This is a genomic window from Georgenia deserti (genome assembly GCF_042680605.1).
GTDB lineage: Bacteria > Actinomycetota > Actinomycetes > Actinomycetales > Actinomycetaceae > Allobogoriella > Allobogoriella deserti.
Genome location: NZ_JBHUEE010000004.1, coordinates 227,971 through 251,375 on the forward strand (window position 1 = coordinate 227,971; position 23,405 = coordinate 251,375).

At 71.0% G+C, this 23,405-nt stretch carries 23 protein-coding genes; 7 read left to right on the forward strand and 16 right to left on the reverse strand.

Going from position 1 to position 23,405, the window contains the following annotated elements; all coding sequences use genetic code 11:
* Position 1: 1 nt before the first annotated feature.
* A complete protein-coding gene (gene ppk2 / locus ACFSE6_RS09535; protein ID WP_388005632.1) occupies positions 2-892 on the reverse strand; it encodes a polyphosphate kinase 2 in 891 nt (296 codons plus the stop codon).
* Positions 893-1,116: 224 nt separating this feature from the next.
* On the opposite strand from ppk2, the gene ACFSE6_RS09540 reads away from it, so the two are divergent.
* A complete protein-coding gene (locus ACFSE6_RS09540) occupies positions 1,117-2,655 on the forward strand; it encodes a UDP-N-acetylglucosamine 1-carboxyvinyltransferase (protein ID WP_388005635.1) in 1,539 nt (512 codons plus the stop codon).
* Positions 2,656-2,740: 85 nt separating this feature from the next.
* Here ACFSE6_RS09540 and ACFSE6_RS09545 read toward each other — a convergent pair whose 3' ends face one another.
* A complete protein-coding gene (locus tag ACFSE6_RS09545) occupies positions 2,741-3,229 on the reverse strand; it encodes a PPOX class F420-dependent oxidoreductase (protein WP_388005638.1) in 489 nt (162 codons plus the stop codon).
* 39 nt (positions 3,230-3,268) lie between these two features.
* Entirely contained in the window at positions 3,269-4,129 is an 861-nt protein-coding gene (locus ACFSE6_RS09550; RefSeq protein ID WP_388005641.1) for an aldo/keto reductase, read from the reverse strand.
* Positions 4,130-4,240: 111 nt separating this feature from the next.
* On the opposite strand from ACFSE6_RS09550, the gene ACFSE6_RS09555 reads away from it, so the two are divergent.
* Positions 4,241-5,074, forward strand: coding sequence for a helix-turn-helix domain-containing protein (locus ACFSE6_RS09555; protein ID WP_388005644.1), 834 nt, complete (start codon positions 4,241-4,243; stop codon positions 5,072-5,074).
* Between the two features lie 48 nt (positions 5,075-5,122).
* On the opposite strand, the gene ACFSE6_RS09560 is transcribed toward ACFSE6_RS09555, so the two are convergent.
* From ACFSE6_RS09560 to ACFSE6_RS09595, 8 genes are all read right to left on the reverse strand, one after another.
* Positions 5,123-6,406 carry a serine hydrolase domain-containing protein gene (locus ACFSE6_RS09560; RefSeq protein WP_388005647.1) on the reverse strand — a complete coding sequence of 428 codons (1,284 nt, stop codon included), beginning with the start codon at positions 6,404-6,406 and terminating at the stop codon, positions 5,123-5,125.
* A gap of 107 nt (positions 6,407-6,513) precedes the next feature.
* Entirely contained in the window at positions 6,514-7,278 is a 765-nt protein-coding gene (locus tag ACFSE6_RS09565) for a hypothetical protein (protein WP_388005650.1), read from the reverse strand.
* Complete coding sequence (locus ACFSE6_RS09570; protein WP_388005653.1) at positions 7,275-8,006, reverse strand: hypothetical protein; 732 nt, start codon at positions 8,004-8,006, stop codon at positions 7,275-7,277. The genes ACFSE6_RS09565 and ACFSE6_RS09570 overlap by 4 nt, the downstream gene beginning before the upstream one ends.
* Before the next feature lie 54 nt (positions 8,007-8,060).
* Entirely contained in the window at positions 8,061-8,750 is a 690-nt protein-coding gene (locus ACFSE6_RS09575; RefSeq protein ID WP_388005656.1) for a DedA family protein, read from the reverse strand.
* 100 nt (positions 8,751-8,850) lie between these two features.
* Positions 8,851-9,858, reverse strand: a complete 1,008-nt coding sequence (locus ACFSE6_RS09580) for an acetylxylan esterase (RefSeq protein WP_465254136.1) — start codon at positions 9,856-9,858, stop codon at positions 8,851-8,853.
* Positions 9,859-9,927: 69 nt separating this feature from the next.
* A complete protein-coding gene (locus ACFSE6_RS09585) occupies positions 9,928-11,433 on the reverse strand; it encodes a tripartite tricarboxylate transporter permease (protein WP_388005662.1) in 1,506 nt (501 codons plus the stop codon).
* Positions 11,433-11,963: a tripartite tricarboxylate transporter TctB family protein gene (locus ACFSE6_RS09590; protein ID WP_388005665.1), complete on the reverse strand. Its 531-nt coding sequence runs from the start codon at positions 11,961-11,963 to the stop codon at positions 11,433-11,435. The genes ACFSE6_RS09585 and ACFSE6_RS09590 overlap by 1 nt, the downstream gene beginning before the upstream one ends.
* Positions 11,960-12,949 (reverse strand): Bug family tripartite tricarboxylate transporter substrate binding protein, encoded by a 990-nt coding sequence (locus tag ACFSE6_RS09595; protein WP_388005668.1) that lies wholly within the window; start codon positions 12,947-12,949, stop codon positions 11,960-11,962. Before ACFSE6_RS09595 ends, ACFSE6_RS09590 begins: the two co-directional genes overlap by 4 nt.
* A 136-nt stretch (positions 12,950-13,085) precedes the next feature.
* Between ACFSE6_RS09595 and ACFSE6_RS09600 the strand changes: the two genes are divergently transcribed.
* Entirely contained in the window at positions 13,086-13,445 is a 360-nt protein-coding gene (locus ACFSE6_RS09600; RefSeq protein WP_388005671.1) for a universal stress protein, read from the forward strand.
* 171 nt (positions 13,446-13,616) lie between these two features.
* Here the strand turns inward: ACFSE6_RS09600 and ACFSE6_RS09605 are convergent, their stop codons facing one another.
* Together ACFSE6_RS09605 and ACFSE6_RS09610 are read right to left on the reverse strand one after the other, a co-directional pair.
* The gene (locus tag ACFSE6_RS09605; protein WP_388005674.1) at positions 13,617-15,146 is read right to left on the reverse strand and encodes a catalase; all 1,530 of its coding nucleotides are present in this window, start codon (positions 15,144-15,146) and stop codon (positions 13,617-13,619) included.
* The gene (locus tag ACFSE6_RS09610) at positions 15,143-15,601 is read right to left on the reverse strand and encodes a Fur family transcriptional regulator (protein WP_388005962.1); all 459 of its coding nucleotides are present in this window, start codon (positions 15,599-15,601) and stop codon (positions 15,143-15,145) included. The genes ACFSE6_RS09605 and ACFSE6_RS09610 overlap by 4 nt, the downstream gene beginning before the upstream one ends.
* A 203-nt stretch (positions 15,602-15,804) precedes the next feature.
* Here ACFSE6_RS09610 and ACFSE6_RS09615 point away from each other — a divergent pair, with 203 nt between their 5' ends.
* Entirely contained in the window at positions 15,805-17,325 is a 1,521-nt protein-coding gene (locus ACFSE6_RS09615; protein WP_388005677.1) for an alpha-N-arabinofuranosidase, read from the forward strand.
* A gap of 10 nt (positions 17,326-17,335) precedes the next feature.
* Here the strand turns inward: ACFSE6_RS09615 and ACFSE6_RS09620 are convergent, their stop codons facing one another.
* Positions 17,336-18,229, reverse strand: a complete 894-nt coding sequence (locus ACFSE6_RS09620) for a D-hexose-6-phosphate mutarotase (RefSeq protein WP_388005680.1) — start codon at positions 18,227-18,229, stop codon at positions 17,336-17,338.
* Positions 18,230-18,257: 28 nt separating this feature from the next.
* Positions 18,258-18,725, reverse strand: a complete 468-nt coding sequence (locus ACFSE6_RS09625) for a hypothetical protein (RefSeq protein ID WP_388005683.1) — start codon at positions 18,723-18,725, stop codon at positions 18,258-18,260.
* Positions 18,726-18,829: 104 nt separating this feature from the next.
* Between ACFSE6_RS09625 and ACFSE6_RS09630 the strand changes: the two genes are divergently transcribed.
* Genes ACFSE6_RS09630 through ACFSE6_RS09640 form a run of 3 tightly spaced genes read left to right on the forward strand, consistent with a single transcriptional unit; the run spans position 18,830 to position 21,893 of the window.
* Positions 18,830-19,537 carry an HAD hydrolase-like protein gene (locus ACFSE6_RS09630; protein WP_388005686.1) on the forward strand — a complete coding sequence of 236 codons (708 nt, stop codon included), beginning with the start codon at positions 18,830-18,832 and terminating at the stop codon, positions 19,535-19,537.
* Positions 19,534-20,487, forward strand: coding sequence for an aminoglycoside phosphotransferase family protein (locus ACFSE6_RS09635; RefSeq protein WP_388005689.1), 954 nt, complete (start codon positions 19,534-19,536; stop codon positions 20,485-20,487). The genes ACFSE6_RS09630 and ACFSE6_RS09635 overlap by 4 nt, the downstream gene beginning before the upstream one ends.
* A gap of 29 nt (positions 20,488-20,516) precedes the next feature.
* Entirely contained in the window at positions 20,517-21,893 is a 1,377-nt protein-coding gene (locus tag ACFSE6_RS09640) for an AI-2E family transporter (RefSeq protein WP_388005692.1), read from the forward strand.
* Positions 21,894-21,896: 3 nt separating this feature from the next.
* Here the strand turns inward: ACFSE6_RS09640 and ACFSE6_RS09645 are convergent, their stop codons facing one another.
* Complete coding sequence (locus ACFSE6_RS09645; RefSeq protein WP_388005695.1) at positions 21,897-23,405, reverse strand: CoA-acylating methylmalonate-semialdehyde dehydrogenase; 1,509 nt, start codon at positions 23,403-23,405, stop codon at positions 21,897-21,899.

Genomic DNA, 23,405 nt, shown 5'->3' on the forward strand with positions numbered 1-23,405 from the left:
CTCAGTCCCCGACGGCGTCGATCCCCCGCCGGACGATGTTCGGATCCGGCTGCCCCACCACCTCGTGGTCTTTGCCCTCGTACTCGAACCGGGACAGGAAGTAGCGCATCGCGTTGATCCGGGCACGCTTCTTGTCGTTGGACTTCACGGTGATCCACGGCGCCCAGTCGGTGTCCGTGCGCCGGAACATCTCCTCCTTGGCGGCGGTGTAGTCGTCCCACTTGTCCAAGGACTCCAGATCCATCGGCGAGAGCTTCCACTGCCGCACGGGGTCGACCTGGCGGATGATGAATCGGGTGCGCTGCTCGGCCTGGGTGACGGAGAACCAGAATTTCGTCACCGAGATCCCGGACTCGGCGAGCATCTGCTCGAACAGCGGCGCCTGGACCATGAATCGCTCGTACTGGTCAGGGGTGCAGAACCCCATGACCCGTTCGACGCCGGCGCGGTTGTACCAGGACCGGTCGAACAGGACTATCTCCCCGGCGGTCGGCAGGTGTTCGACGTAACGCTGGAAGTACCACTGGTTCTGCTCGCGGTCACTGGGCTTGCTCAGCGCCACGGTGCGGGCGTAGCGCGGGTTCAGGTGCTCCATGAACCGTTTGATGGTCCCGCCCTTTCCGGCGGCGTCCCGGCCCTCGAAGATCATCACGTGCCGTTCGCCGGACTCGGTGATCCAGTTCTGCAGCTTGAGTAGTTCCACCTGCAGCAGGTATTTGGTCTCGTCGTACTCGGCGCGTGGCATGCGCTCGTCGTAGGGGTAGTTCTCCCGCCAGGTGTCCACGGCCCGACCGGCCGCGTCGATGAGGACCGGATCGTCGTCGTGATCCTCGCCGACCCGGTGTCCGTCGATCTGGAGCCGGTCGATGTATTCGCGGACGTCCTCGAGCATGAGCCGAAGCTAACGAGGTCGCGTGAACGGATGGTGACGGTGCGTGGGTGCCGGGCAGAGGCGCGACGTCGGATCCGAGTCGCGCGACCACGTGCGGCGTGCCACGCTGAAGGACGCCAGGATCTCGCGATGCATCTCACAGCGCGCATGGCGGACGGAACGATGTGCGCCAGGACACACATCCAGCGCTTGGCATATCTCAGATCTGAGATATCGTCGTGGGTATGACCGTGATCGACACGCAAACCCCGCTCGCCGAGATCGGCTCGCTGATCCGCGGCGCGCGCCAGCACAACGGCATCACCCAGAGCCAGCTCGCCGAGCGCCTGGGCACGAGCCAGAGCGCCATCGCGCGCATCGAGCAGGGCAGCCAGAACCTGTCCGTCGAGCTCCTCTCCCGGATCAACCAGGCCCTCGAGGCGGATCTGCTCTCCTTTGGAACCCCTCGTCCCGCGCACCTGCGCGTGACCGGTGGCCAGCAGCTCTCCGGAACGATCACCGTCAAGTCGTCCAAGAACGGTGCCGTCGCACTGCTGTGTGCCTCGCTCCTCAACCGCGGCCGCACCGTGCTGCGTGGCGTCGCCCGGATCGTCGAGGTCGACCGGATTGTCGACGTGCTGCGCTCCATCGGCGTGCGCGCCACGTGGTCGGCGGACGGCAAGGACCTCGAGATCGTGCCGCCGGCCACCCTCGACCTCGCCGGCATCGACGAGGATGCGGCGCGCCGCACACGCTCGATCATCATGTTCCTCGGCCCGCTGCTCGGCCGCGAGCAGAAGTTCGAACTGCCCTACGCCGGCGGGTGTGACCTGGGGACCCGCACCGTCGAGCCGCACATGATCGCCCTACGTCCGTTCGGCCTCGACGTGGTCACCACCGGCGGCCACTACCACGCCACGGTCGATCCGAACCGGCCGGACGAGATCTCGGTGGTGCTCACCGAGCGCGGCGACACGGTGACCGAGAACGCCCTCATGGCCGCCGCCCGGCACCCCGGCGTGACCACGATCCGCAACGCCAGCCCCAACTACATGGTCCAGGACCTCTGCTTCTACCTGGAACTGCTCGGCGTGCGGGTCGAGGGCATCGGGACCACGACCTTGCGGGTCCACGGCCTGGCCGACATCGACGCGGACGTGGAGTACGCCGTCGCCGAAGACCCGGTGGAGGCGATGAGCCTGCTCACCGCGGGCATCGTCACGCACTCGGAGATCACCGTCGCACGGGTGCCGATCGAGTTCATGGAGATCGAGCTCGCCACCCTCGCCGAGATGGGGCTGCGCTACACCCTCTCCCCCGAGTACCCCGCGGCCAACGGTCGGACCCGGCTGGTGGACGTCACCGTCCACCCGAGCGACCTCAAGGCACCGATCGACAAGATCCACCCGATGCCGTTCCCCGGCCTGAACATCGACAACCTGCCGTTCTTCGCCGTCATCGCGGCATGTGCGGAGGGTAAGACCCTCATCCACGACTGGGTCTACGAGGGCCGGGCCATCCACCTCACTGACCTCACCCGACTCGGTGCCGATGTCCGCCTCCTGGACCCGCACCGCCTCGACGTCACCGGACCGACGCGCTGGTCCGGCGCGGAGGTGAGCTGCCCACCGGCGCTGCGTCCCGCCGTCGTCATTCTGCTGGCGATGCTCGCCGCCAAGGGCACGTCCGTGCTGCGCGGGGTGGACATCATCGCCCGTGGCTACGAGCAGTTGCAGGAGCGACTCATCCAGCTCGGGGCCCAGATCGAGACCTTCCGCGACTGACCCGTGTCACCGACCGCTGCAGTTCCCACCGCACGCGCCCGTTCCTCCGGGCGCGCGGCGTAGGAACTGTAGCGGTCGACGGCGGTCAGGCGGGCTCGACGTCCCGCGCGGCCAGCTCGAACGAGTCCGTGTCGATCCCCCACGACAGGATGCGGCGCGGTCGGATCCGGATCCACGCCGGGTCCCACGGGAAGTCCGGTTCGAGCCGGGCGCCGACCTCCTCGCCGCCCTCGGTGAACGTCTCGGCGCGGCCGCGGATCTCGAGTCCGCGTGGCCGCCAGGGATCGGTCGTCGCAACGTCGTCGACGACGAGCGCCACCTCCGGGTTGGCCCGTGCGTCGCGGAACTTCTTGCTGCCCGCCATGTGCGTTCCGGCGTGGCCACCGATGAGGATCGCATCGGATTCGGGGTCGTAGGTGAATCCGAGCGGGGTCACGTGTGGGCGACCGTCCCGGCCGACGGTGGCGAGCCGCGCGAGCTGGGCCTCGGCCACTCCCCGTCTCAGGTAGCCGAGCTCGCGGGCGGTGAAGGTGGACATGGACGTGGACATGGACGTGGACGTGGACGTGGACATCGTTCCTCCTGAGTTCATGGTCGTGGCGGTCGTGGCGGTCTAGGACGGGGCCTCCGCCACCTGGTCCAGCCGGGCGAGCTGGTCCGCGGTGAGCGTGAGCTCGGCGGCGGCGACGTTCTCCCGCACGTGGCCGGCGCACGTGGTCCCGGGCAGCGGTACGACGTCGAGGCTGTGGACGGCGGAGCGGTGGTGCACCCAGGCGAGCGCGATCTGACCGCGCGTCGCGCCCTGCTCGCGTGCGATCGCGTCGAGCTCCGCTCGTAGTGCCGGCGAAGTCCCACCGTCGTGTAGCAGCCCGTGTCCCGTCGGGGAATGGGCGACGACGACGGCCCCGACCTCGCGGGCGGCGTCCAGCAGGTCGGTGTCGGGTCGGTGGACAAGCGACCACTGCTCCTGGACCGCGTCAATCCGATGGACGGCGGCGGCGCGGCGCAGGTCCGAGGCGTTGACGTTCGACAGGCCGAGCCGGCCGACGGTGCCTTGGTCCACCAGCTCCGCCATGGCGCCGACGGTCTCCTCGATCGGGACCTCGTCGGAACGAGCGTGCAGGTAGTACAGGTCCAAGTGCTCGACGCCGAGGCGGCCCAGGCTCGCCTCCATAGCCTGCTGGACGTAGTCCGGGTCGGCGCGCACGTCGTACGGACCGCCGACCTCCTCACGCCAGACCAGGCCGAACTTGCTGGCGAGGAGCACCTCCTCGCGCCGGCCGGCGATCGCGGCGCCGACCACGGCCTCGTTCCCGTAGGCGTCGGCGGTGTCGATCATGTGGACGCCGGCATCGAGCGCCGCGCCGATGACGCACGCGGGATCGCGTTCGGAGTCCGTGTCCGCCTCGTGCAGCCTCATGGCGCCGAAGGCTTGACGGCCGAACGGATGGGTCGGTGTGTACGTCGTGTGCATGGCCTCGACTGTGCCCGCCGCGGCCTCCGGTCGACAGCCCCTGCGAAGACTGGCCCCGCGAGGGACACCCTCCGAGCCACCGGACGCCGCCGACCTTCGTAGACTCGGCAGGTGACCACCGAGCTCGGCACGTTCCTGCGCGGGCGCCGCGAGGCTGTCTCCCCGCAGGAGGTCGGCCTGCCGCACGGCCCGCGTCGACGCGCGCCTGGCCTGCGCCGCGCCGAACTGGCCACGCTGGCCGGCGTCAGCGCCGAGTACCTGACCCGCCTCGAGCAAGGCCGCGACACCAACCCGTCCGCCCAGGTTCTGGCGGCGTTGGCCGATGCCCTCCGGCTCTCGGCGGACGAGCGGTTACGGCTACTCATGCTCGCCAAGGAGTCAACCGGTGCGGCGCTGCTCTGCCCGGCAGCGACCGAGCCGAGTGCGGAGATCCGCCCGTCCGTGCGCACCCTGCTCGCGCAACTCGAGCCGCGACCGGCCTACCTCACCAACGCGATCGGCGACGTCTTGGCCTACACCACCGGATTCGAGCGTCTGGCGCGGCCGACCGGCCTGCTCGATGCCGCCCGCCCCAATCTGGTGCGGTTCGTCTTCGAGGCCGCCGCACGCGACCTCTTCCCGGACTGGGGCGCCGTCGCCGACGATCAGGTCGCCGCGCTGCGGACCACCACGTGTGCCGAGTCACGGGATGTCGCCGACGAGCTGACCGTAGCCGTCGGAGCGCCGTTCACCCAGCGGTGGCACGCGGTGACCCGGCTGCCCACGCGGACCGGGACGCTCCGAGTGACCCACCCCGACGCCGGCGCGTTGCGCCTGGAGTTCGAGACCCTGGACCTGGCCGGCGACCAGCGCCTCGTGGTCCATCTCCCGGCCGACGACGCCACCGCCGCCGCGTTGGACGCGTTGGTGGGCCGCCGGCCGGGGGCGCTACGGACGGTCGGGTGACCCTGCCGGTGCCGGCCCCCGCCCCCTGCGCGGGACCGTCATCGGCGCTCAGCAGGTCGCCTGCATCATCGGGACCAGCACCTCGTTGATGTCGTACAGCGCCGCGGGGTCGTCGGATACGTTGCGGCCGTTGATGCCCAGTTCGAGCTGTCGCTCCCCGTCGCGGGAACTCAACGCCACGCTGACGGTGCCGTAGGTGGCGCCGTCGTGGCCGTAGAGGTACTCGCCCGGTGCGCACGGGTCCGGGACGCGGTACACGCCGAGTCCGTACTGCATCTCCGCCGTGCTGAGCGGCACGAGCATCTGGTCGACGAGCTCGGGAGCGACCAGATCACCGGCCAGCAGCGCCTCGAGGAAGGCGTCCAGGTCGCGCGTCGTGCTGGTCACGGCACCGGCCGAGGAGAACAGGCTCGGGTCCTGGTGGTCGAGGTTGTACCAACCGCCGTACTCCTCGCCCGCGTAGCCCGCTCCGACGAGGAACGGCCCTTTCGTGCCCGGTTCGTCCGGCATGTCGGTGTGCCGCATGCCGGCGGGCGCGAACACCCGCTCCTCGAGCAGGTCGGAGACACTGCGGCCGGTGAGTTCCTCGAGCATCATGCCGAGCACGATGTAGCCCGTGTTGGAGTAGCTGAAGTCGGTCCCCGGCTCGAACATCCACGGCAGGCTGGCGCCGGCGGCGACCAGGCCGGCGTCGTCGTACTCCTCGCCGAGGACGTCGAAGAACTCCTCGACCGACTCCGGGTCGTCCATGCGGGCAAGCGTGGCCGGCGTGAGGAACTCCGGAGCGCCGGAGCGATGGCTGAGCAACTGCTCGACCGTCACCTCGCCACCCACGGCGTCCGGCAACAGGCCGGGCAGGATGTCCGCGACCGGAGTGGCGAGGCTCAGGCTCCCGCGTTCGACCTCCTGCATGACGAGCGTGGCGACCATCGGTTTGGTGATCGAGCCGATGCGGAACCGGTCCTGCGGGTGGGCCGGGGGCGCGTGGTCGAGTTCCCGCGAGCCGGCCGCACCGCGCCATTCCTGTCCGGGAGTCTCGACTCGGGCGGTCACACCGACCGCGCCGTCTTGGACGAGACCGTCGACGGCGGCGTCGAGGTCACGGCGCGTGTCCTGTCCCGGTCCGCGTTGCAGGGTGCGCGCCCCGGCGGCCTGAGCGGACTCCAGGACCTGGCGGGAGAGGTCGTCCGGGCGGTCCACCGGTGGGTTCGAGACGGACGCGGACGGGGCGGCGGACGCCGTGGCCGCCGTCGTCACCGGCAGGGTGAGGACGGCCGCCGCGGCCAGAGCCCGGCGCATGGTGCGGTTCGCGGTTGCTGATCTCGTGCTCATGTCCTCATCGTCGGCCGTCTGTCGCGGTCGGCACATCGTCCGGACGAGGGAGATCCCGGCCACGGCCTCCCCCGTGCGACGGAGCCCGGCCCGGGGCGCGGCGGCGATCAGTCCTGACCCGCGCCGCCGCCCGTTCGCTGCCGCGCCCGCAACAGCGCGAGCACCTGCTCCGGGTCTCCCGCGAGCCATCGGATCGGGAGCGTCGCGACCCAGTCCCCGGCCCGGTCTCGCAGCACGATGTGGTTGTGGACGTGCGGCGGCGGGACCCACCACCGTCCCACGCGTGTCCACAGCCGTTCGACGGCCGCGACCTCGTCCCACCGTGTCCACCGGCGTTGACCGCGGTGCATCCAGCCGACGGCCTCGTCGGTGACCAGGAGGGGCTCGAGCCGGCGGGCGCGCGGATGCCACAGCAGGGCGCCACCCACGGTCATCACGACGGCGACCAGCAGCCACCACACCGGCTGGTCGCGCTCGGCCTCGTCGAGGCGGATGCCGACCCAGGCCACGAGCAGTGTGGCTCCGAGGACGACCATGGCGACCGCGACGCGCACCGGGACGCCACGGCGCGGGACCGCCAGGGCGGGCTCGTCACCGTGGACCGTCCAGTGCGCAGGCGCATCGCCGGGCCGCCTCGGCCACCCGAGCATGGCCACCAACGCGCCGAACCCGGCCACCAGCACCGCCCCGAGCACCGGGACGTCGGGGTCCGTCGTCACGAGCACGACGGCGAGCACGACGAACCCCACCCCGACCACCGACGCCATCACCGGCACGCTGCGGTTCGCGCGGGTACGCCAGCCCGCCCCGTACGGGCGCATGAACCGCGGCAGGTGCGCCACCTCCGCGTCGATCGGTGGCAGCGGGGTCACCGGTGCTCGGCCTTGAGGCGCTCCTGCATGAGCCGCAACGCCTCGCCGGGTTCGACGGCGAGCAACGTCAGCGGGAGCGCCACGACCGGTCGTCCGGTCCGATCGCGCAGCAGGATGTGGTTCGTGCGACGGCGTGGCCACCGTAGGCCGCTCCACGTCCACCACGCCTCGATCGTCCCGACCTCCTCCCACGCCGTGACGCGAGGCTGCCCGCCCCAGGTCCAGTGCACGCCGTCGCCGGCGAGCAGGACGGGGCGCGGCTTCCGGGCGCGCGGGTGGAGGTTCGCCAGCGAGAGTGTGAGTAGGACGAGGCCCAGCACCGGGCCGGCGACGACAGCGGCGTACCCACGCGCCGTCTGGCCCTCGCCGAGCAGCCGTAGGCCTGCCACCACACCGCCGACGAGCACGAACGTCCCGACAGCCGCCAGCAGCACGATCACCCGCGAGGGCACGGGCCGGGTGGGGATCGCCGTTGCCGGGGCGCCGTCGTGCTCAGCCGGATAGGGCTGCGCCGTCCCGGTCCGCACCGGCCACGCCAGCCCCGCCAGCAGCAGGCCGAACGCCGCGATACCGAGCGAGGGCGCCAGGCCCTGCCCCTGCCAGAGTCCGAGCACGACGAGGCCCGCTCCGAACCCGCATCCGACGAACCGGGTGAGGCGCTCGCGCCGCATCCGCCAGCCGGGGCCGCCGCGGGGCACGACCTGCTCGAGGACCTCAGGGGGTAGCACCGCACCATGGTGCCCGAGGTCGCGGCGCCGCTCCCAGCAGCAGCCCGAGTCAGCTCATCGTGGGCACTCGGCCAAGGGTGCGGCGGCCGCCCGGTCGCGGCGATCGGCCGACGACGTGGTCACCATACGCGTCCGGGCACGTCGCCGGCGCGCCACCCAGACCGTGGCGGCGACCAGCACGACGGCGCCGAACAGGTACCAGCTCGCCGCTCCCAACGTGGCCGCGACCTCGGGCAGTGCTGTGCGGGCGAGCGCGCCGCCACCGACCCACATCGCGGCCCACACCATGGCACCGAGCGCCGACCCGACGACGAACCGCAGGTAGGTCAGGCCGCCCGCGCCCGCGGCGGCGGGAACGATGGTGCGCACGGCCGGCAGCAGCCGCGAGATCAGCACCGCGACGGAACCGTGCCGTTGGACGAGTGCGGTCCCACGATCCCAGTGGTGGGTGCCGATCCGGCGGATCAGGCGGGACCGGCCGAGCGCGGGGCCGACCCGCCGGCCGACGAGGTAGCCGACGTGATCCCCCGCCGACGCTCCCAGGGCGACGACCCCCATGGCCAGCACCACCTCGGATCCGGTGGTGGTCCCGGCTCCCAACGCGAGGACGGCCCACTCCCCCGGGAACACGAACCCGAGTCCGAGCGCCGCCTCGGCGAACGCCACCAGAGCTCCGACGGCCAGGAGGGCCGGCCCGAAGTGGGCGGAGAGCTCGGTAAGGGCGTCGACCAGGAACGATTCCATGCCTCCAGCGAACCGGCTCGGCCACTGCCGGCGATATCCGGTGACCCCCCGGTTGTCCCCGGGTCTGTCCCCCTCCCGTCTCAGGGTCGGACGGGGCAGGTCAGGCACGGACAGCCATGGCGCGGACGCGCCGGAGCCACTCCTCGTCGTCCTCGGACTGGGTCGGGTACTCGGCGTGCCCGGCGTCGAGGACCTGCAGTTCGGCGACGTCGGCGCACGCGTTGTAGACCGCGAACTGTCCGGGCGGCGGAACCGCGGGGTCCCACAACGCGCAGCCGAGGAGAGCCGGCACGCGAAGGAACGTCGCAGCTGTCGCCGCGTCGAAGAAGCGCAGGACGTCGCGGGCCTCGGGGTGTGCGGCGACGTGGTGGCGGACGAGTTCGCCGCTGCCCGTGCACGGAGACGCCAGGCGCACGTCGTACTGGCCGAAGGAGGGCACGCGAAGCGCTGCGGCGACGAACCGGTCGTCCCAGGGCAGAGCGAGCGCCCCCTGTCCGCCGCCGAAGCTGGTGCCGCAGAACACGAGCGGCAGCTGCCCGCACACCTCGGTCAGCACCGTGGCAGCGCACCACACATCCGCCGCACATCCGCCGAGCACGTAGGTCTCGACCGATTCGATGCCGTGCAGGACGTGCCCCTGTTCCGGCGACGGGATCTCGGCGAGCAGGCTGGGTTCGGGCAGCCCGCGCGCCACGGGAAAGATGGCGGCGGCGTCGGCCGGGACAGCCGCGAGGTCCGGCGCCGCTCGACCGCCGTAACCGTGACTGACGACGACGCCGGACCTCGGCGTGCCGTCGGCGGGCAGCGCCAGCCATCCGCCGAGCCGGTATCCGTCGAGGCTGGTGAACCTCAGCGGGCGGACCAGATGATCCCCGTGCCGGACCGGTGCGCCGAGCTCAGGGGCGACGTGGACACCTCGCGCCCGCGTGTAGCGGCCTCGCCAGAAGTCCGCGAACCCTTCCGGTGGTGGCGGGACCGGCACCTGGAGGAGCGCCTCGAGGTCGTAGCCGTACGTGGCGTCGAACGGCGCGTCGGGGAACCAGTCCGCGAAAGGTGGCGACGGCCGACGGGCTGCGACCTCGTGGTTGCCGGAAGCGGGCACGGGCATCCTCACAGGTGGAGACAGGGCGAGAACGAGCATGCCGCAGATCCTCGGCGCGTGGGCGACGGTGGCCGCCTACACGTCGCGGCGCATCCTCCGTCGTACTCGCGAGACGATGGACCACCCGAGTACGACGGCAAGGACCACGTACAACGCGAGGGCGATCGGTCCGGCTAAGAGCACACGGACGTCGCCGTTGGAGCTCAGGAGCGCCTCCCGCAAGCTGGACTCGGCCAGGGGTCCGAGCACCATACCGATGAGCAGCGGTGCGAGGGGGACGCCGTGGCGCCGCATGAGGAACCCGAGCAATCCGATCCCGAGCAGCAGGAACAGGTCGAACACCGCCGATGATGTCGCGTAGACACCGAGGGCGCAGAACACGGCGATACCGGCGTACAGATACGGACGTGGGATGAGCAGCAGCTTCGCCCAGAGCGGGGCAAAGGGCAGATTGAGGACGAGGAGCACGAGCATGGCGATGAAGAAGCTCGCCAGCAGCGCCCACACGAGGTCCGGCGCCCGGTCGAACAGAAGGGGGCCGGGCTGCAGACCGTACTGCCGGAAGGCTGCCAGCATGATGGCCGCCGTCGCCGAGACCGGCAGTCCCAGGGCCAGGAGGGCCCCCATGGATGTCCCCGTGGTCGCATTCCCTGCGGCCTCCGGCGCCGCGAGGCCTCGGATCGCGCCGGTCCCGAACCGGGGCCGGGGACGCCGACGGTCGAGCCGTCGTTCGACGTCGTAGGCGATGAACGTCGGTACGTCCGCACCACCGACGGGCACGACGCCGAACGGCAGGCCTATCGCTGTACCCCGGGCCCACGCGGGGGCGGCCTCACGGACCTCGGCGCGGCTGAGGAACGGGCGTCCGCTGGAGGCGGTGCCACTGGGCAGTTCTTGGCGTCGGATCCGCGAGGCGATGTGGAACACCTCGCCCAGAGCAAGGATCGCAACCGTCACGGTGACGATGGAGACGCCGTCGAAAAGCTGAGGAAGTCCGAGGCTGAACCGTTCGGTACCGGTCACCGAGTCGATGCCGACGGTCGAGATGCCGAGCCCGAGGACCAGTGCGGCAAGTCCCTTCAGGACCGAGTCGGCCACCACGGAGGAGGTGGCGACGAAGGCGAACAGGGCGAGCGCGAAGAACTCGGCCGGGCCGAAGTTCGCCGAGAAATCTGCCAGGGCCGGAGCGAGGAAGACGACGACCACCGACGAGACCGTGCCGCCGATGAACGCGCCGATCGCAGCGGTGGCGAGCGCCTGCGGTGCCAGGCCCGCCTTGGCCATGCGGTGCCCCTCGAAGGTGGAGGCGATCGCGGAGACCTGCCCTGGCGTGTTGAGGAGGATCCCGGTGGTCGAGTCGCCGAACAGACCACCGAAGTACACGCCCGCGAAGACGATGAACGCCGCCGTGGGTTCGAGCGCGAAGGTCATCGGCAGCAGCAGGGCGACCGCCATGGCTGAGCCGAGGCCGGGCAGCACTCCGACCGCGGTGCCGAGGAGGCAGCCGACCAGCACCCAGAGCAGGTTCACCGGCGTGATGGCGTGCCCGAACCCTTCGGCCAGGTTGGCCAGTGCGTCCATCACAGGCCTCCGAGGACGCCCGAGGGCAGGTTCAGTCCGAGGAGAACGGCGAAGGCCAGGTAGACGATCGAGGAGACGAGGAGCGCCAAGGTGATGTCGAACAGGGGGCGCTTGCTGCCGATACCGCGTGCCACGCACCAGAACAACACCGCGGCCGCCAGGATCCAGCCGAGGACGTTGAGGAGGGCGGCGAAGACGGCGAATCCGCCGACACACCAGGCGAGAGCCGCCCAGTCGCTGTAGGTGGTGTGTGCGTCCCGTTCGACCGGTTCCGGTCGGCGCACGTACGCCAGGATCAACAACGCGGCGAGCACGTACCCGAGGACCAGCAGGATCGTGGGGTAGAACGCCGGCCCGACGATGTCGGCGTTGTCCGTCGGCGCCATCGTCAGCACGCCGTAGAGGAGGTACGTCGAGAAGGCCACCATCACCAGCGCGAGAACCAGACCGGAGCGCCCCCGCCACCAATTCCGGGGCGGTCCCGCGGTCGGCGGGGCCTCGGTCGAGGACGGCGGGTGGACGGCGCTCACAGACCCAGCTCCTCGAGCAGTTCCCGGGTGCGGCGGGTGTCCTCCTCGAGGAAGGTGACGAACTCGTCGCCTTCGAGATACGCCGGCTCCCACTGGTTGCGTTCCATCGCGTCCTCCCACTCGGAGCTCGCGACCACATCGCGCACGAGTTGCCGGAGCTCACCCTGCTCCTCGTCGCTCAGCCCGGGCGGGGCGAGAAAGCCTCGCCAGTTCGCCAGCTCCGTGTCGTAGCCCTGCTCCTTGATCGTTGGCACGTCGATGCCCTGGACCGGTTCGGGGGCGGAGATACCCAGCGCGCGGACCCGACCGGCCTCGATCTGGTCGCTGATCTCGTTGTAGCCCGTCGCGGCAGCCTGGGCGGCACCCGAGACCATGGTCTGCACGGCTTCGCCGCCCCCGGACTCCGGGATGAAGGTGATGTCGCCGGCGTCGATGCCCGCAGAGATGGCCAGGTCAGCGAGGACGAGGTGGTCGATCGAGCCGGCCGACCCACCGGTCACCGGGAAGCCGGCGGGATCCTCCTGCCAGGCCGTGACCAGGTCCTCCAGCGTCTGGTGCGGCGAGTCCGCCGGCACCGTGATGACGTCGAAGTCCTCCGCCATTGCTGCGATCGGCGTCACATCATCGAATCCCACGGGCGACTCGTTCAGTTCGATCCCTCCGGTCATGGCGGCGCCGGTCGCGAGCAGGGTCGCCGGCTCGTCGCGCATGGCCGACACACGACCGAGCCCGATGGTTCCTCCCGCCCCGGGGATGTTGACGACCTGGGCGTTGTTGACCAACCCCGAGGTGCGGGCCGCCTGCTGGAACTCGCGCGTGAACGAGTCCCAGCCCCCGCCGGCGCCGGCCGGTGCGATCAGGGTCAGGTTGGCGCGCGCTTCAGTGCCGGCTGTGGCCGACCGGAACGAGAACGCCACGGCAAGGCCAACGACCAATACCACCACGAGACCGTAGACGCTGGTCGCTACGGTCTTGTGCCTGGTCACGTGGCAACTCCCTCGTCACCCGCAGACGGGTCCGTCTCGGTCGCGGTCACTGTAGTTTGGACGCAGACCGGCCACAACGATCTCCGCGCGCGGCGGGGAACACGCGATCGGCCGAGCGGCGCGGCAGCACAAGGAGGTGAGCGACGTGACAGTCCTCGTGGGCTTTGCCGACTCGGCGGAGGGACGAGTTGCCTTCGACGCCGGAGTCGAGGAGGCTCGACTGCGCTCGACCGGAGTGATTGTCCTGGTCATGTCCGGTGAGCCACCTCCTGTCGTGCACGACGTCCCGGTGGAGTTCCGCCACCCCGACCGGCATGACGCCGACGTCGCCGGTGCGCTGCTCGACCTTGCCGAGGAGACGTCCGCCGAGCTGATCGTCATCGGACTGCGCCGACGCTCCCCTGTGGGAAAGCTGCTTCTGGGCAGCCAGGCACAGCAGATCTTGCTCCAAGCGCGGGTTCCGGTCCTGGCGGTCAAGACACCGGCGGCCGGCTGACCGCTCCGCGCCGACAGTGGTGCTCGAGGCCAAGAAGCCACGTTCCGGCACCACTCATGCGCACGGCGGTGCTCGTGCGCTCGGCGATCGCGCGGCGACGCCGAGCTGCGATCACCGACAGTAACGAGGGCCCCGGCGCGATGCCGGGGCCCTCGTCAGGTCAGGTTGTGCTCAGGAGTGCGCCGTGGCGGCGGCGACACCTGCCTCCTTGCCGGGATCCGGCTGACCGACGGCCTCGTGGTACGCGGCTTCGATACGCGCGCCGATCTCGGCGTCGACGTTCTTCCAGTACTGGAAGGCACGCTGGAGGACCTCGCCGTGGACGCCGTCCTGCAGGTGGCCGGCGACGTTCTTGACGAACTCCTCACGCTCGGCGTCGTCGAAGACCTCCCGGACGAGGACGCCGGCCTGGTAGAAGTCGGTGTCCTCCTCGGACCGGACGGTCTGGGCGGACCGGACGAGCTCGCCGTCGACCTCCCAGCCGTCCTCCGCCGGGCCGGTGAGCTCGGAGTACGGACGGCCCTGCGTGTTCGGCGCGTAGACCGGCGCGTCACCGCTGTGCTCGTAAGCCATTGCGCCGTCGAACGCGTAGGTGTTCACGTTGGCGGCCCGCGGGCGGTTCACCGGCAGCTGGAGGTAGTTCGGGCCGATCCGGTGCCGGTGCGTGTCCGGGTAGGAGAAGGTGCGCCCGAGCAGCATCTTGTCCGGGCTGAACCCGATGCCGGGCACGATCGAGGCGGGCGAGAACGCCGCCTGCTCGATCTCGGCGAAGAAGTTCTCCGGGTTCTTGTTCAGCGTCATCCGGCCGACCTCGATCAGGGGGTAGTCCTTGTGCGAGATCGTCTTGGTGACGTCGAACGGGTTGACCTTGTAGGTCTTGCCCTCCTCGTAGGGGATGACCTGGACCTTGAGGGTCCAGCTCGGGTACTCCCCGCGCTCGATGGCGTCGTAGAGGTCGCGGCGGTGGTAGTCGGCGTCGGCGCCGGCGATCCGGCCGGCCTCCTCGCCGCTGAGGCCCTCGACGCCCTGGTCCGAGTGGAAGTGGTACTTGACCCAGAACTTCTCACCGGAGGCGTTGACCCACATGTAGGTGTGCGAGCCGTAGCCGTTCTGGTGCCGGTAGGTCTTCGGGATACCGCGGCTGCCCATGAGGTAGGTGACCTGGTGGGCGGACTCCGGGTTCAGCGTCCAGAAGTCCCACTGCATGTGGTTGTCCCGCAGACCGGAGCCGCCACGGCGCTTCTGGGACCGGATGAAGTGCGGGAACTTGATGGCGTCGCGGATGAAGAAGATCGGGGTGTTGTTGCCGACGAGGTCGTAGTTGCCCTCGGTGGTGTAGAACTTCACCGCGAATCCGCGGGGGTCGCGCCAGGTGTCGGGCGAACCCTGCTCACCGGCCACGGTGGAGAACCGGATGAGCATGTCGGTGCTCGCGCCCGGCTGGAACAGTGCCGCCTTGGTGTAGCGCGAGACGTCGTTCGTGACCTCGAAGGTGCCGAAGGCGCCCGCACCCTTGGCGTGCACGACACGCTCCGGTACGCGCTCCCGGTCGAAGTGCGCCATCTGCTCGACGAAGTGAACGTCGTGCAGCATGATCGGGCCGTCGGGCCCGGCGGTGAGGCTGTTGCGGTCGCTCGGCGCGGGTGCCCCGCCGACCGTCGTCGAGCCGGTGGAGTGGGAGAGTCCGTTGGTCTCCGTCATGCGTTCTCCTTCGTCGGTGCGGTGAGTTCTCGAGTGGTATGCGGACCGTGAGCGGTGCCCACGGTCAGACAGGCCTGGCAGGTACCCCAGTAGATGACCTCGGCGGTGTCGATGACGAAGCCGGGGTCCTCGGACGGCGTCAGGCACGGCGCGTGCCCGACGGCGCACGGCACGTCCACCACAGCGCCGCACGAGCGGCACACGGCGTGGTGGTGATTGTCGTCCTCCGTCGCGATCTCGTAGCGGCCGGGGGAACCCTCCGGCTCGATACGGCGCACCAGACGGGCGGCCGTCAGGGCGTGCAGCACGTCGTAGATCGCTTGGGTGGAGACACTGCCGAGCCGGGCGCGGACGCCGGTGCGGATGGCCTCGGCGTCGGCGTGCGGGTGCTCGGCGAGTTCGGCGAGCACCGCGAGCCGTGGACCGGTCACGCGCAGCTGCGCGCCGCGGAGCATGGCGACATGCTCATCGCGCCGGGTCGCCTCGGTTGCTGTCACGGTGTCAGCACATCACGTTTTCTGGAATCGATCAAATGACGGATCGGCTCATGAGACGGCTGGTCGGCGATTCGGCACCGTTCCGGTCCGTGGCGCGGTCGGCGTCGACCTCACGTCCCGGAACTAGTCTGGCGCCGACGCCCGAGTTCGAAGGAGCCCTCATGACGCAGTCCCTGTCCGCCGTCGTCGACCTGGACGTTCCCGGGCCGGAGATCAGCCGGCACCTGTACGGCCACTTCGCCGAGCACCTTGGCCGGTGCATCTACGGCGGGTTCTGGGTGGGTGAGGACTCCGACGTCCCGCACGAGGGTGGCATCCGCCGGGACGTCGTCGACGCCCTGCGGGCCATCCGGATCCCGAACCTGCGCTGGCCCGGCGGCTGCTTCGCCGACGAGTACCACTGGCAGGACGGGATCGGGCCGCGCGAGCAGCGACCCCGCATGGTCAACACCCACTGGGGTGACGTCGAGGAGAACAACCACTTCGGCACCCACGAGTTCATGGCGCTGTGCGAGCTCCTCGGGACCGAACCGTACATCTCGGCCAATGTGGGCTCGGGCTCGGTGAAGGAGACGAGCGACTGGGTCGAGTACCTCACCCGCGCCGGCGACTCCCCGATGGCCCGACTGCGCGCCGAGCACGGCCACCCGGACCCGTGGAATGTCCGCTTCTTCGGCATCGGCAATGAGCCGTGGGGCTGCGGGGGCAACCTCCGCGCCGAGCAGTTCGCCCCGCTCGCGCGTCAGCACGCGACCTACGCGCGCGACCACGGCGAAAACCGGCTCTACCGGATCGCGGCCGGCGCCTCGGACGCCGACTACGCCTGGACCGAGACGCTGATGAAGCAGGTCAGCCACGGCCTCGGCGACCGTGAGCCGCGCGAGATCTTCCAAGCGATCTCGTTCCACTACTACACGATGTCGGGCACATGGTCGGACAAGGGCTCGGCGACCCGGTTCAGCCGCGACGAATACTGGACCACGGTGCGGCGCGCCCAGCACGTGCGTGAGCTGATCGCGGGGCACGCCGCCGTCATGGACGCCTACGACCCGACCAAGCGGATCGGGCTCGCGCTCGACGAGTGGGGGACCTGGTGGAACGTCGAACCCGGCACGAACCCCGGATTCCTCCACCAGCAGAACACCATGCGCGACGCCCTCGTCGCGGCCATCCACTTCGCCGCCTTCCACGACCACGCGGACCGGCTGCGACTGGCCAACATCGCCCAGACGGTGAACGTGCTGCAGGCCATGGTGCTCACCGACGGCAACGCGATGGTGCTCACCCCGACGTACCACGTCTTCGAGATGTCGGCAGCCCATCACGACGGTCGGGCACTCGCGATCCATCCGGTCGGTGAGGTGCCGACCCGGACGGTCGACGGCGTGGAGGTCCCGACGATCTCGACGACGGCGTCCGCCAAGGACGGCCGCACCACCGTCTCGGTCGCCAACCTCGATCCCGACGCCCCGGCGAGCCTCGACCTCAGCCTGCGCGGCCGTCCGGCCGGCCAGGTCACCGGCCGCATCCTGGTGGCCGACGACGTGGCCGCCCACAACACGGCGGCCTCACCGGCCGCCGTCGCCCCGCAGGATTACGACGGCGCCCGCCTCGACGGCGAGCGCCTCGCGCTCGAGCTTCCGCCCGCCTCGTTCGTCACGGTGACCCTCGAGACGGCATGAGCCGGCCCGGTCAATCGCGTTCGACGGCGTAGGTGCTCGCCATGGTGTGGCTCTCCCCCGGGGCGAGCACCACGCCGTCGTGCAGGACGTTGGCCGCCTCGACACACAGGAAGCCTGGCCAGTGCTCACCCACGTCATCCGGTGCCGACTCCCACGGGTTCCACACGACCGCGTCCGCCGAGCTCTCGCGAGCGACATGGATCCGCCGAGCCATCGCGCCGTCGCGGACCGTGACCGGCGAACGCGTCCCGTAGACGCGGTCGGTCTCGCGTTCGATCCGGACGTCGCCGTGCTGATCGCGGGCGGACCAGGGCCGGGTGGTCTTGTCCACGTAGGGGGCGCCGTCCAGTCCGGTCACCGTCACCTCGCGCACGTCCCCGACGGCGAGGTAGGCGTGCAGCGCCTGCTCGTAACTGATGACCCGGTCACTGCGGTTGGTGACCGCCACCTCGATCCGCAGCGTCTCGCCGACGGTGACGGTCACGCTCAGCACGAAGTCGTGCTGCCAACGGTCACGACCGGGCGCGGTGGCGACGTCGTCGCCGCCCAGGTCGAGCCGCACCACGACCGCGCCGGAGTCCTCGCGGGCCTCGACCAGGCGGAACGGTGCGATTCGGGCGAACCCGTGCGACGGCGTCATCTCGGGTTCCTCCCGTCCCGCCCCGAACCACGGGAAGCAGATCGGGACGCCGCCGCGGATCGCCTGGCCCTCGCCGAACCGGGCCAGCGGGCTGGTCCAGAGCACCGGTTCGTGCCCGGACGGCACCCACGAGAGGACCTGCCCGCCCTGCAGTGAGATCACGGCCTCGCCGCGCGAGTGATGCACGCGCACCATCGGCAGGCCCCCGGCGCCGTCCTCCAGTGCGACGGCGTCGGGCAGCGGTGGCATGTCGTCCTCGCTCACATGCCCACGGTAGGCGACGGCGCGAGGCTCAGCTCTCGATCTGCGGCGTCCGGTCCAGCCGCGCGTCCTCGTCCTGCTCGTCGATGAAGGCGGCGAGGATCTGGCCGGACAGCGTGTCGATGCGCTGGTCGATGTGCTTGCGCTCGCGCCGGGCGGCCTTCTCGCTCATCGCCCCGAGCAACGGCAGGGACGCCTCGATGCGGTCCAGTTGGGTGCGCCAGGCCTCGGCACGGGCGCGTTCGCCGTCGTCGTCGGCGGAGGCACGCAGATAGGCCACCTGGTCGCGCAGGGCGGAGATGCGCAGCCGCAGTCCTTCCGTGCTGCGGCCCTTGCGGCGCGCCTCGCCGAGGCGGGTGATCTGCTTCTCGACGGCGGCGAAGACCTCGGGGTTCTCCCGGCGCAGCCGCAGCAGTGTCGGCCCGAGCGCCTGCACCACCCGCCAGATCGCCGGCCCCGCGATCGCGGCGACCTTGACGACGGTCCCGAGTCGTCCCATGGCGTCCTCCCGGCTCGGCGCGGACTGTGCTGATGCTCGCGCCTCAAGCGTGCCACGTGGCCGCCACGTACGCTTGTCCCGCACGCCACCTGCGAGAGGACCGCATGACCTCCCCTGCCCTCGATCACCCGGTTCGCCTGGGCGCGACCGCCGTGCTGCTCGACCTGGACGGCACCGTGACCGATTCGGCTGCCGCGATCACCGGAGCGATTGCCGAGACCCTCGAGGCATTCGGCCGGCCGCCGCTCGTGCAGGACACCTTGCTGCGGTTCGTCGGCCCACCCATCCGGGAGGGCTTCCGGGACATCGCCGCCGTGCCGGAGGCGGAGATCGAGCCCCTCGTGGCCGACTACCGCACGCGGTACGCCGCTCGAATGGCCGACGTCCCGGTCTTCCCGGGGGTCGACGAGCTCATCCGCTCCTGGCACGCCGCGGGCGTCCCGCTCGCCCTGGCGACGGCGAAACTGCAGACCATGGCCGAGCCGATCCTCGACGCGGCCGGACTCACGGCGTACTTCACCACCGTCAGCGGTGTGCTGGCCGGCGAGGACACCCTCGGCGGTGTGCAGGTCAAGGCGAACGTCATCAGTCGCGCGCTCGAGGGCCTGTCCGCCGCTGGCGCGGACATCACCGGCGCCGTCATGGTCGGCGACCGGTACCACGACATCGCCGGCGCCGGAACGCACGGCCTCACCTCGGTGCTCGTGCGGTGGGGGTACGGCCGTCCGGGCGAGGAGGAGGGCGCGGCCGCGGTCGTCCACGACGCCGGCGAGCTCGCCGCCGTGCTGGCCGCCCGGCCGTCCACCTCGTGAGCGCGCCGGTCGTCCCCGCCGCCCTCGCCGACCAGGTCGGCCCCACCGAGGCCGGCGCCGCCTGGCTCGAGCGGCTTCCCGGCCTGATCGAGCAGGCCCGCGAGCGCTGGGGACTGACGATTGAGGCCCCCTTCCCCACCGGGACCGCAGGGTGGACCGCGCCGGCACGCACCCGCGACGGCGGAGAAGTCGTCGTCAAGATCGTCTTTCCGCACGCCGAGGCCGAGGCCGAGCCGGTGGGTCTGCGACTGTGGTCCGGGCGCGGCGGTCCAGAGCTCCTCGCCCACGACCCCGCGTCATGGTCGTTGCTGCTGCGACGGATCCGGCCGGGGCACGACCTCTCCCACGACGAGGACCTGAGCAGGCGCCCGCCCGAGCAGCGCCTCGAGATCGCCGCCGAACTCCTCGCCACCCTGCATGCCGCGCCGCTGGGCGACCCACCCGCGCCGCTCCCCCGGTTGTCCGACTACACCGCCGAGCTCGCGGCGATCCTCAGGGAGCGCACGCCGCGGCACGCACCGGCCCTGGGCGCGGACCGTGGGCTGCTGTCCGAGGCGGCCGCACTGCTCGAGGACCTCCCGCGCGAGGCGAGGCCGAGGCCGGTGCACGGCGACGCCAATCCCGGCAATCTGCTCGCCGACGACGCCACCGGTACCCGCCGGTGGGTGGCCATCGACCCGAAGCCGATGCTCGGCGACCCGGCCTACGATCCGGCTCCGCTCCTGTCTCAGGTCGACGATCCCTTCCGGAGCGAGGACGCCACCACGCTGCTGCGTCGCCGCACCCGTGTGGTGGCCGCGACGACGGGCTTGGACGCCGGACGGGTGGCCGCCTGGGCGATGGCCCGGGCCGCCGAGTCGGCGCTGTGGCGTGCGGACAAGCTCGGCGACCCCGACGGCGCGGGTGCCGAGTTGGCGCAGGCGCGCGCCTGGTCGCGCCTCGCGGTGTGATCGGCCTCCGTGCGGCAGACTGAGCGGCGATGGCAGAGGAGCGCGAACCCAGGCGGCTGCTCGGGCGGGTGAGCCGGATGGGCCGGCGTGTCCGCCAACGGGTCCGCCCCGTGCGGCCGACCGCTGTCGACCAGATCATCTCCCCGGCGAGCGTGGTGACCGCACACACTGTCGGTGCGGACGAGCCGGGCGGCAGCCGCGTGCGTCCGTCCAGCGCATCCCGCCTGAGCGTGCGCCGGCTCCCGGACCGGGCCGTCCGCGCCGACGGGGCAGGCGACGGCGTCCCCCGCTGGATCCGCACCTACGGAACCGCGGCGTGGCTGCTCATCGGCATCGTCATCGTCGTGGGCATGGTCGTCTTCGCCACGGCCCGGATCCAGATGGTCTTCACCGCGGTGTTCCTGGCGTTGGTGATCACCTCCGTCCTCTACCCGGTGGTCAGCGGCCTGGCGCGATGGATGCCGCGACCGCTCGCCGTGCTCATCTCGTTGCTCGGCTCCTTCCTCGTCATCGCCGGCCTGCTCACGTACGTGGTCTCCTCGGTGATCGGGCAGTGGGCCGATCTCGCCGATCGGTTCCAGGACGGCATCCAGCAGATCCTCGACTTCCTCGAGAGTGGACCGCTGCCGTTCCACATCACGCAGGCTGAGATCTACGAGGGCATCAACAACGCCGTCAGCGAGGCCACCTCCTACGTCCAGGAGAACGCCGGCGACCTCGCCAGTCAGGTGGTCACCAACGCCGGCGCCGTGACGATCGTGTTCATGATCCTGGCGCTGAGCCTGTTCCTGACCGTGTTCTTCCTCGCCCGCGGCGAGTGGATGTGGCTGTGGTTCCTCAACCAGCTTCCCGCCCGCAACCGGACCAAGACCCACCTCGCGGCCACCGCCGGCTGGTACACGTTCTCCGGCTACGCGCGCGGAACGGCCATCGTGGCCTTCGCCGACGGTGTCATGGCGTTCGTGCTGCTGACGATCGTCGGCGTCCCGCTGGCGGCCCCGCTCGCCGTGCTGGTGTTCATCGGCGCATTCATCCCGCTCATCGGTGCGCCGCTGGCGATGATCATCGCCGGTGTGGTCGCGCTCGCGGCCGGCGGCTTCGTCGACTTCGTGATCGTGGTGCTGGGCATCGCACTCATCGGCCAGATCGAGGGGCACATCCTGCAACCGCTGGTCATGGGCCGGCAGGTGTCCCTGCACCCGGTCGTCGTCGCCGTCGGCGTCACAGCCGGGACGTTCCTCGCGGGGTTGCTCGGGGCGATCATCGCCATCCCGATCCTCGCGGTCAGCTGGGCGGTCTACTCCGCGATCCGTCAGACAGATCCGCCGCTCGAACGGCTGCCCGAGGTCAGGAACGCGGCGCGCGAGGCTGTCGAGCGCACGAACTCCGCCACGCCCGAGCCGTGAGCGTCAGCGGTTCTGCGGGAAGCCGAGGTTCACGCCCGCGACGTCGGCCTCCGGCCATCTCGAGGTGACGACCTTCCCCCGGGTGTAGAAGTGCACACCGTCGGTGCCGTACGCGTGAGTGTCCCCGAACAGGGACTGCTTCCAGCCGCCGAAGGAGTGGTACGCGACCGGCACCGGGATCGGCACATTGATCCCCACCATGCCCACCTCGACGTCGTGCTGGAAGCGGCGGGCGGCGCCGCCGTCGCGGGTGAACAGCGCGGTGCCATTGCCGTAGGCGCCGGCGTTGACGAGGCGGAGGGCCTCGTCGTAAGTCTCGACCCGCACCACGGCGAGGACCGGGCCGAAGATCTCGTCCCGGTAGACCGACATGTCGGTGGTGACGTGGTCCAGCAGAGTCGGCCCGAGCCAGTAGCCGCCGGAGGCGCCGTCCGGCTCGACGTCGCGCCCGTCCAGGACCACCTGCGCACCGGCCTGCCGGCCGGCGTCGATGTAGCCGGCGACCCGGTCCCGGTGTTCCTGGGTGATCAGGGGGCCCATGTCGCACCCGCGGCGGCCGTCACCCACGCGGAGCCGGGTGGTCCGCTCCGCGATCCGTTCCACCAGCGGGTCCGCGACCGGGCCGACGGCGACCACGACGGAGATCGCCATGCACCGTTCGCCCGCCGACCCGTAGCCGGCGTTGACGGCGGCGTCGGCCGCGATATCCACGTCCGCATCGGGCAGGACCACCATATGGTTCTTCGCACCGCCCAGGGCCTGGACACGCTTTCCCGCCGCCGTCGCGGTCCGGTACACGTGCCTGGCCACCGGGGTGGATCCCACGAAGGAGACCGCGGCCACCTCGGGCGCGTCCAGGATCGCCTCGACGGTGGTCCCGTCGCCGTTGACCACGGTGAAGACGCCGGCCGGCAGGCCCGCCTCGCGCCACAGCTCGGCCAGCCACAACGCCGCAGAGGGATCCTTCTCCGAGGGCTTGAGCACGACGGTGTTGCCGGCGGCGATCGCCACCGGGAAGAACCAGAGCGGCACCATGGCCGGGAAGTTGAACGGCGAGACGATCGCCACGGGGCCCAGCGGCTGGCGGATGGTGGTGACGTCGATGTCGGTGGAGGCGTCCTCGGACATGGCGCCCTTGAGCAGGTGGCCGGCGCCGCAGGCGAACTCGACGACCTCGAGCCCGCGGGTGATCTCGCCGAGCGCGTCGGAAAGCACCTTGCCGTGCTCGGCGGTGATGATCGCCGCGAGCTCGTCCTTGCGGGCGTTGAGCAGCTCCCGGAACCGGAACAGGATCTGGGTGCGCCGCGCCAGCGAGGTGTCGCGCCAGCCGGGGAAGGCGCGCGCCGCCGAGGCGACCGCGGACGCCACGTCCTCCTCGGAGGCGAGCGGGACGGTGGCGATGACCTCGCCGGTCGCCGGGTCGTGCACGGGTGCGGTGCGCCCGGAACGTCCGGCGGCCGGCTCCCCGCCGATCCAGTGGGTCAGGGTCGGGACTGAGGTCTGCGTGGTCAT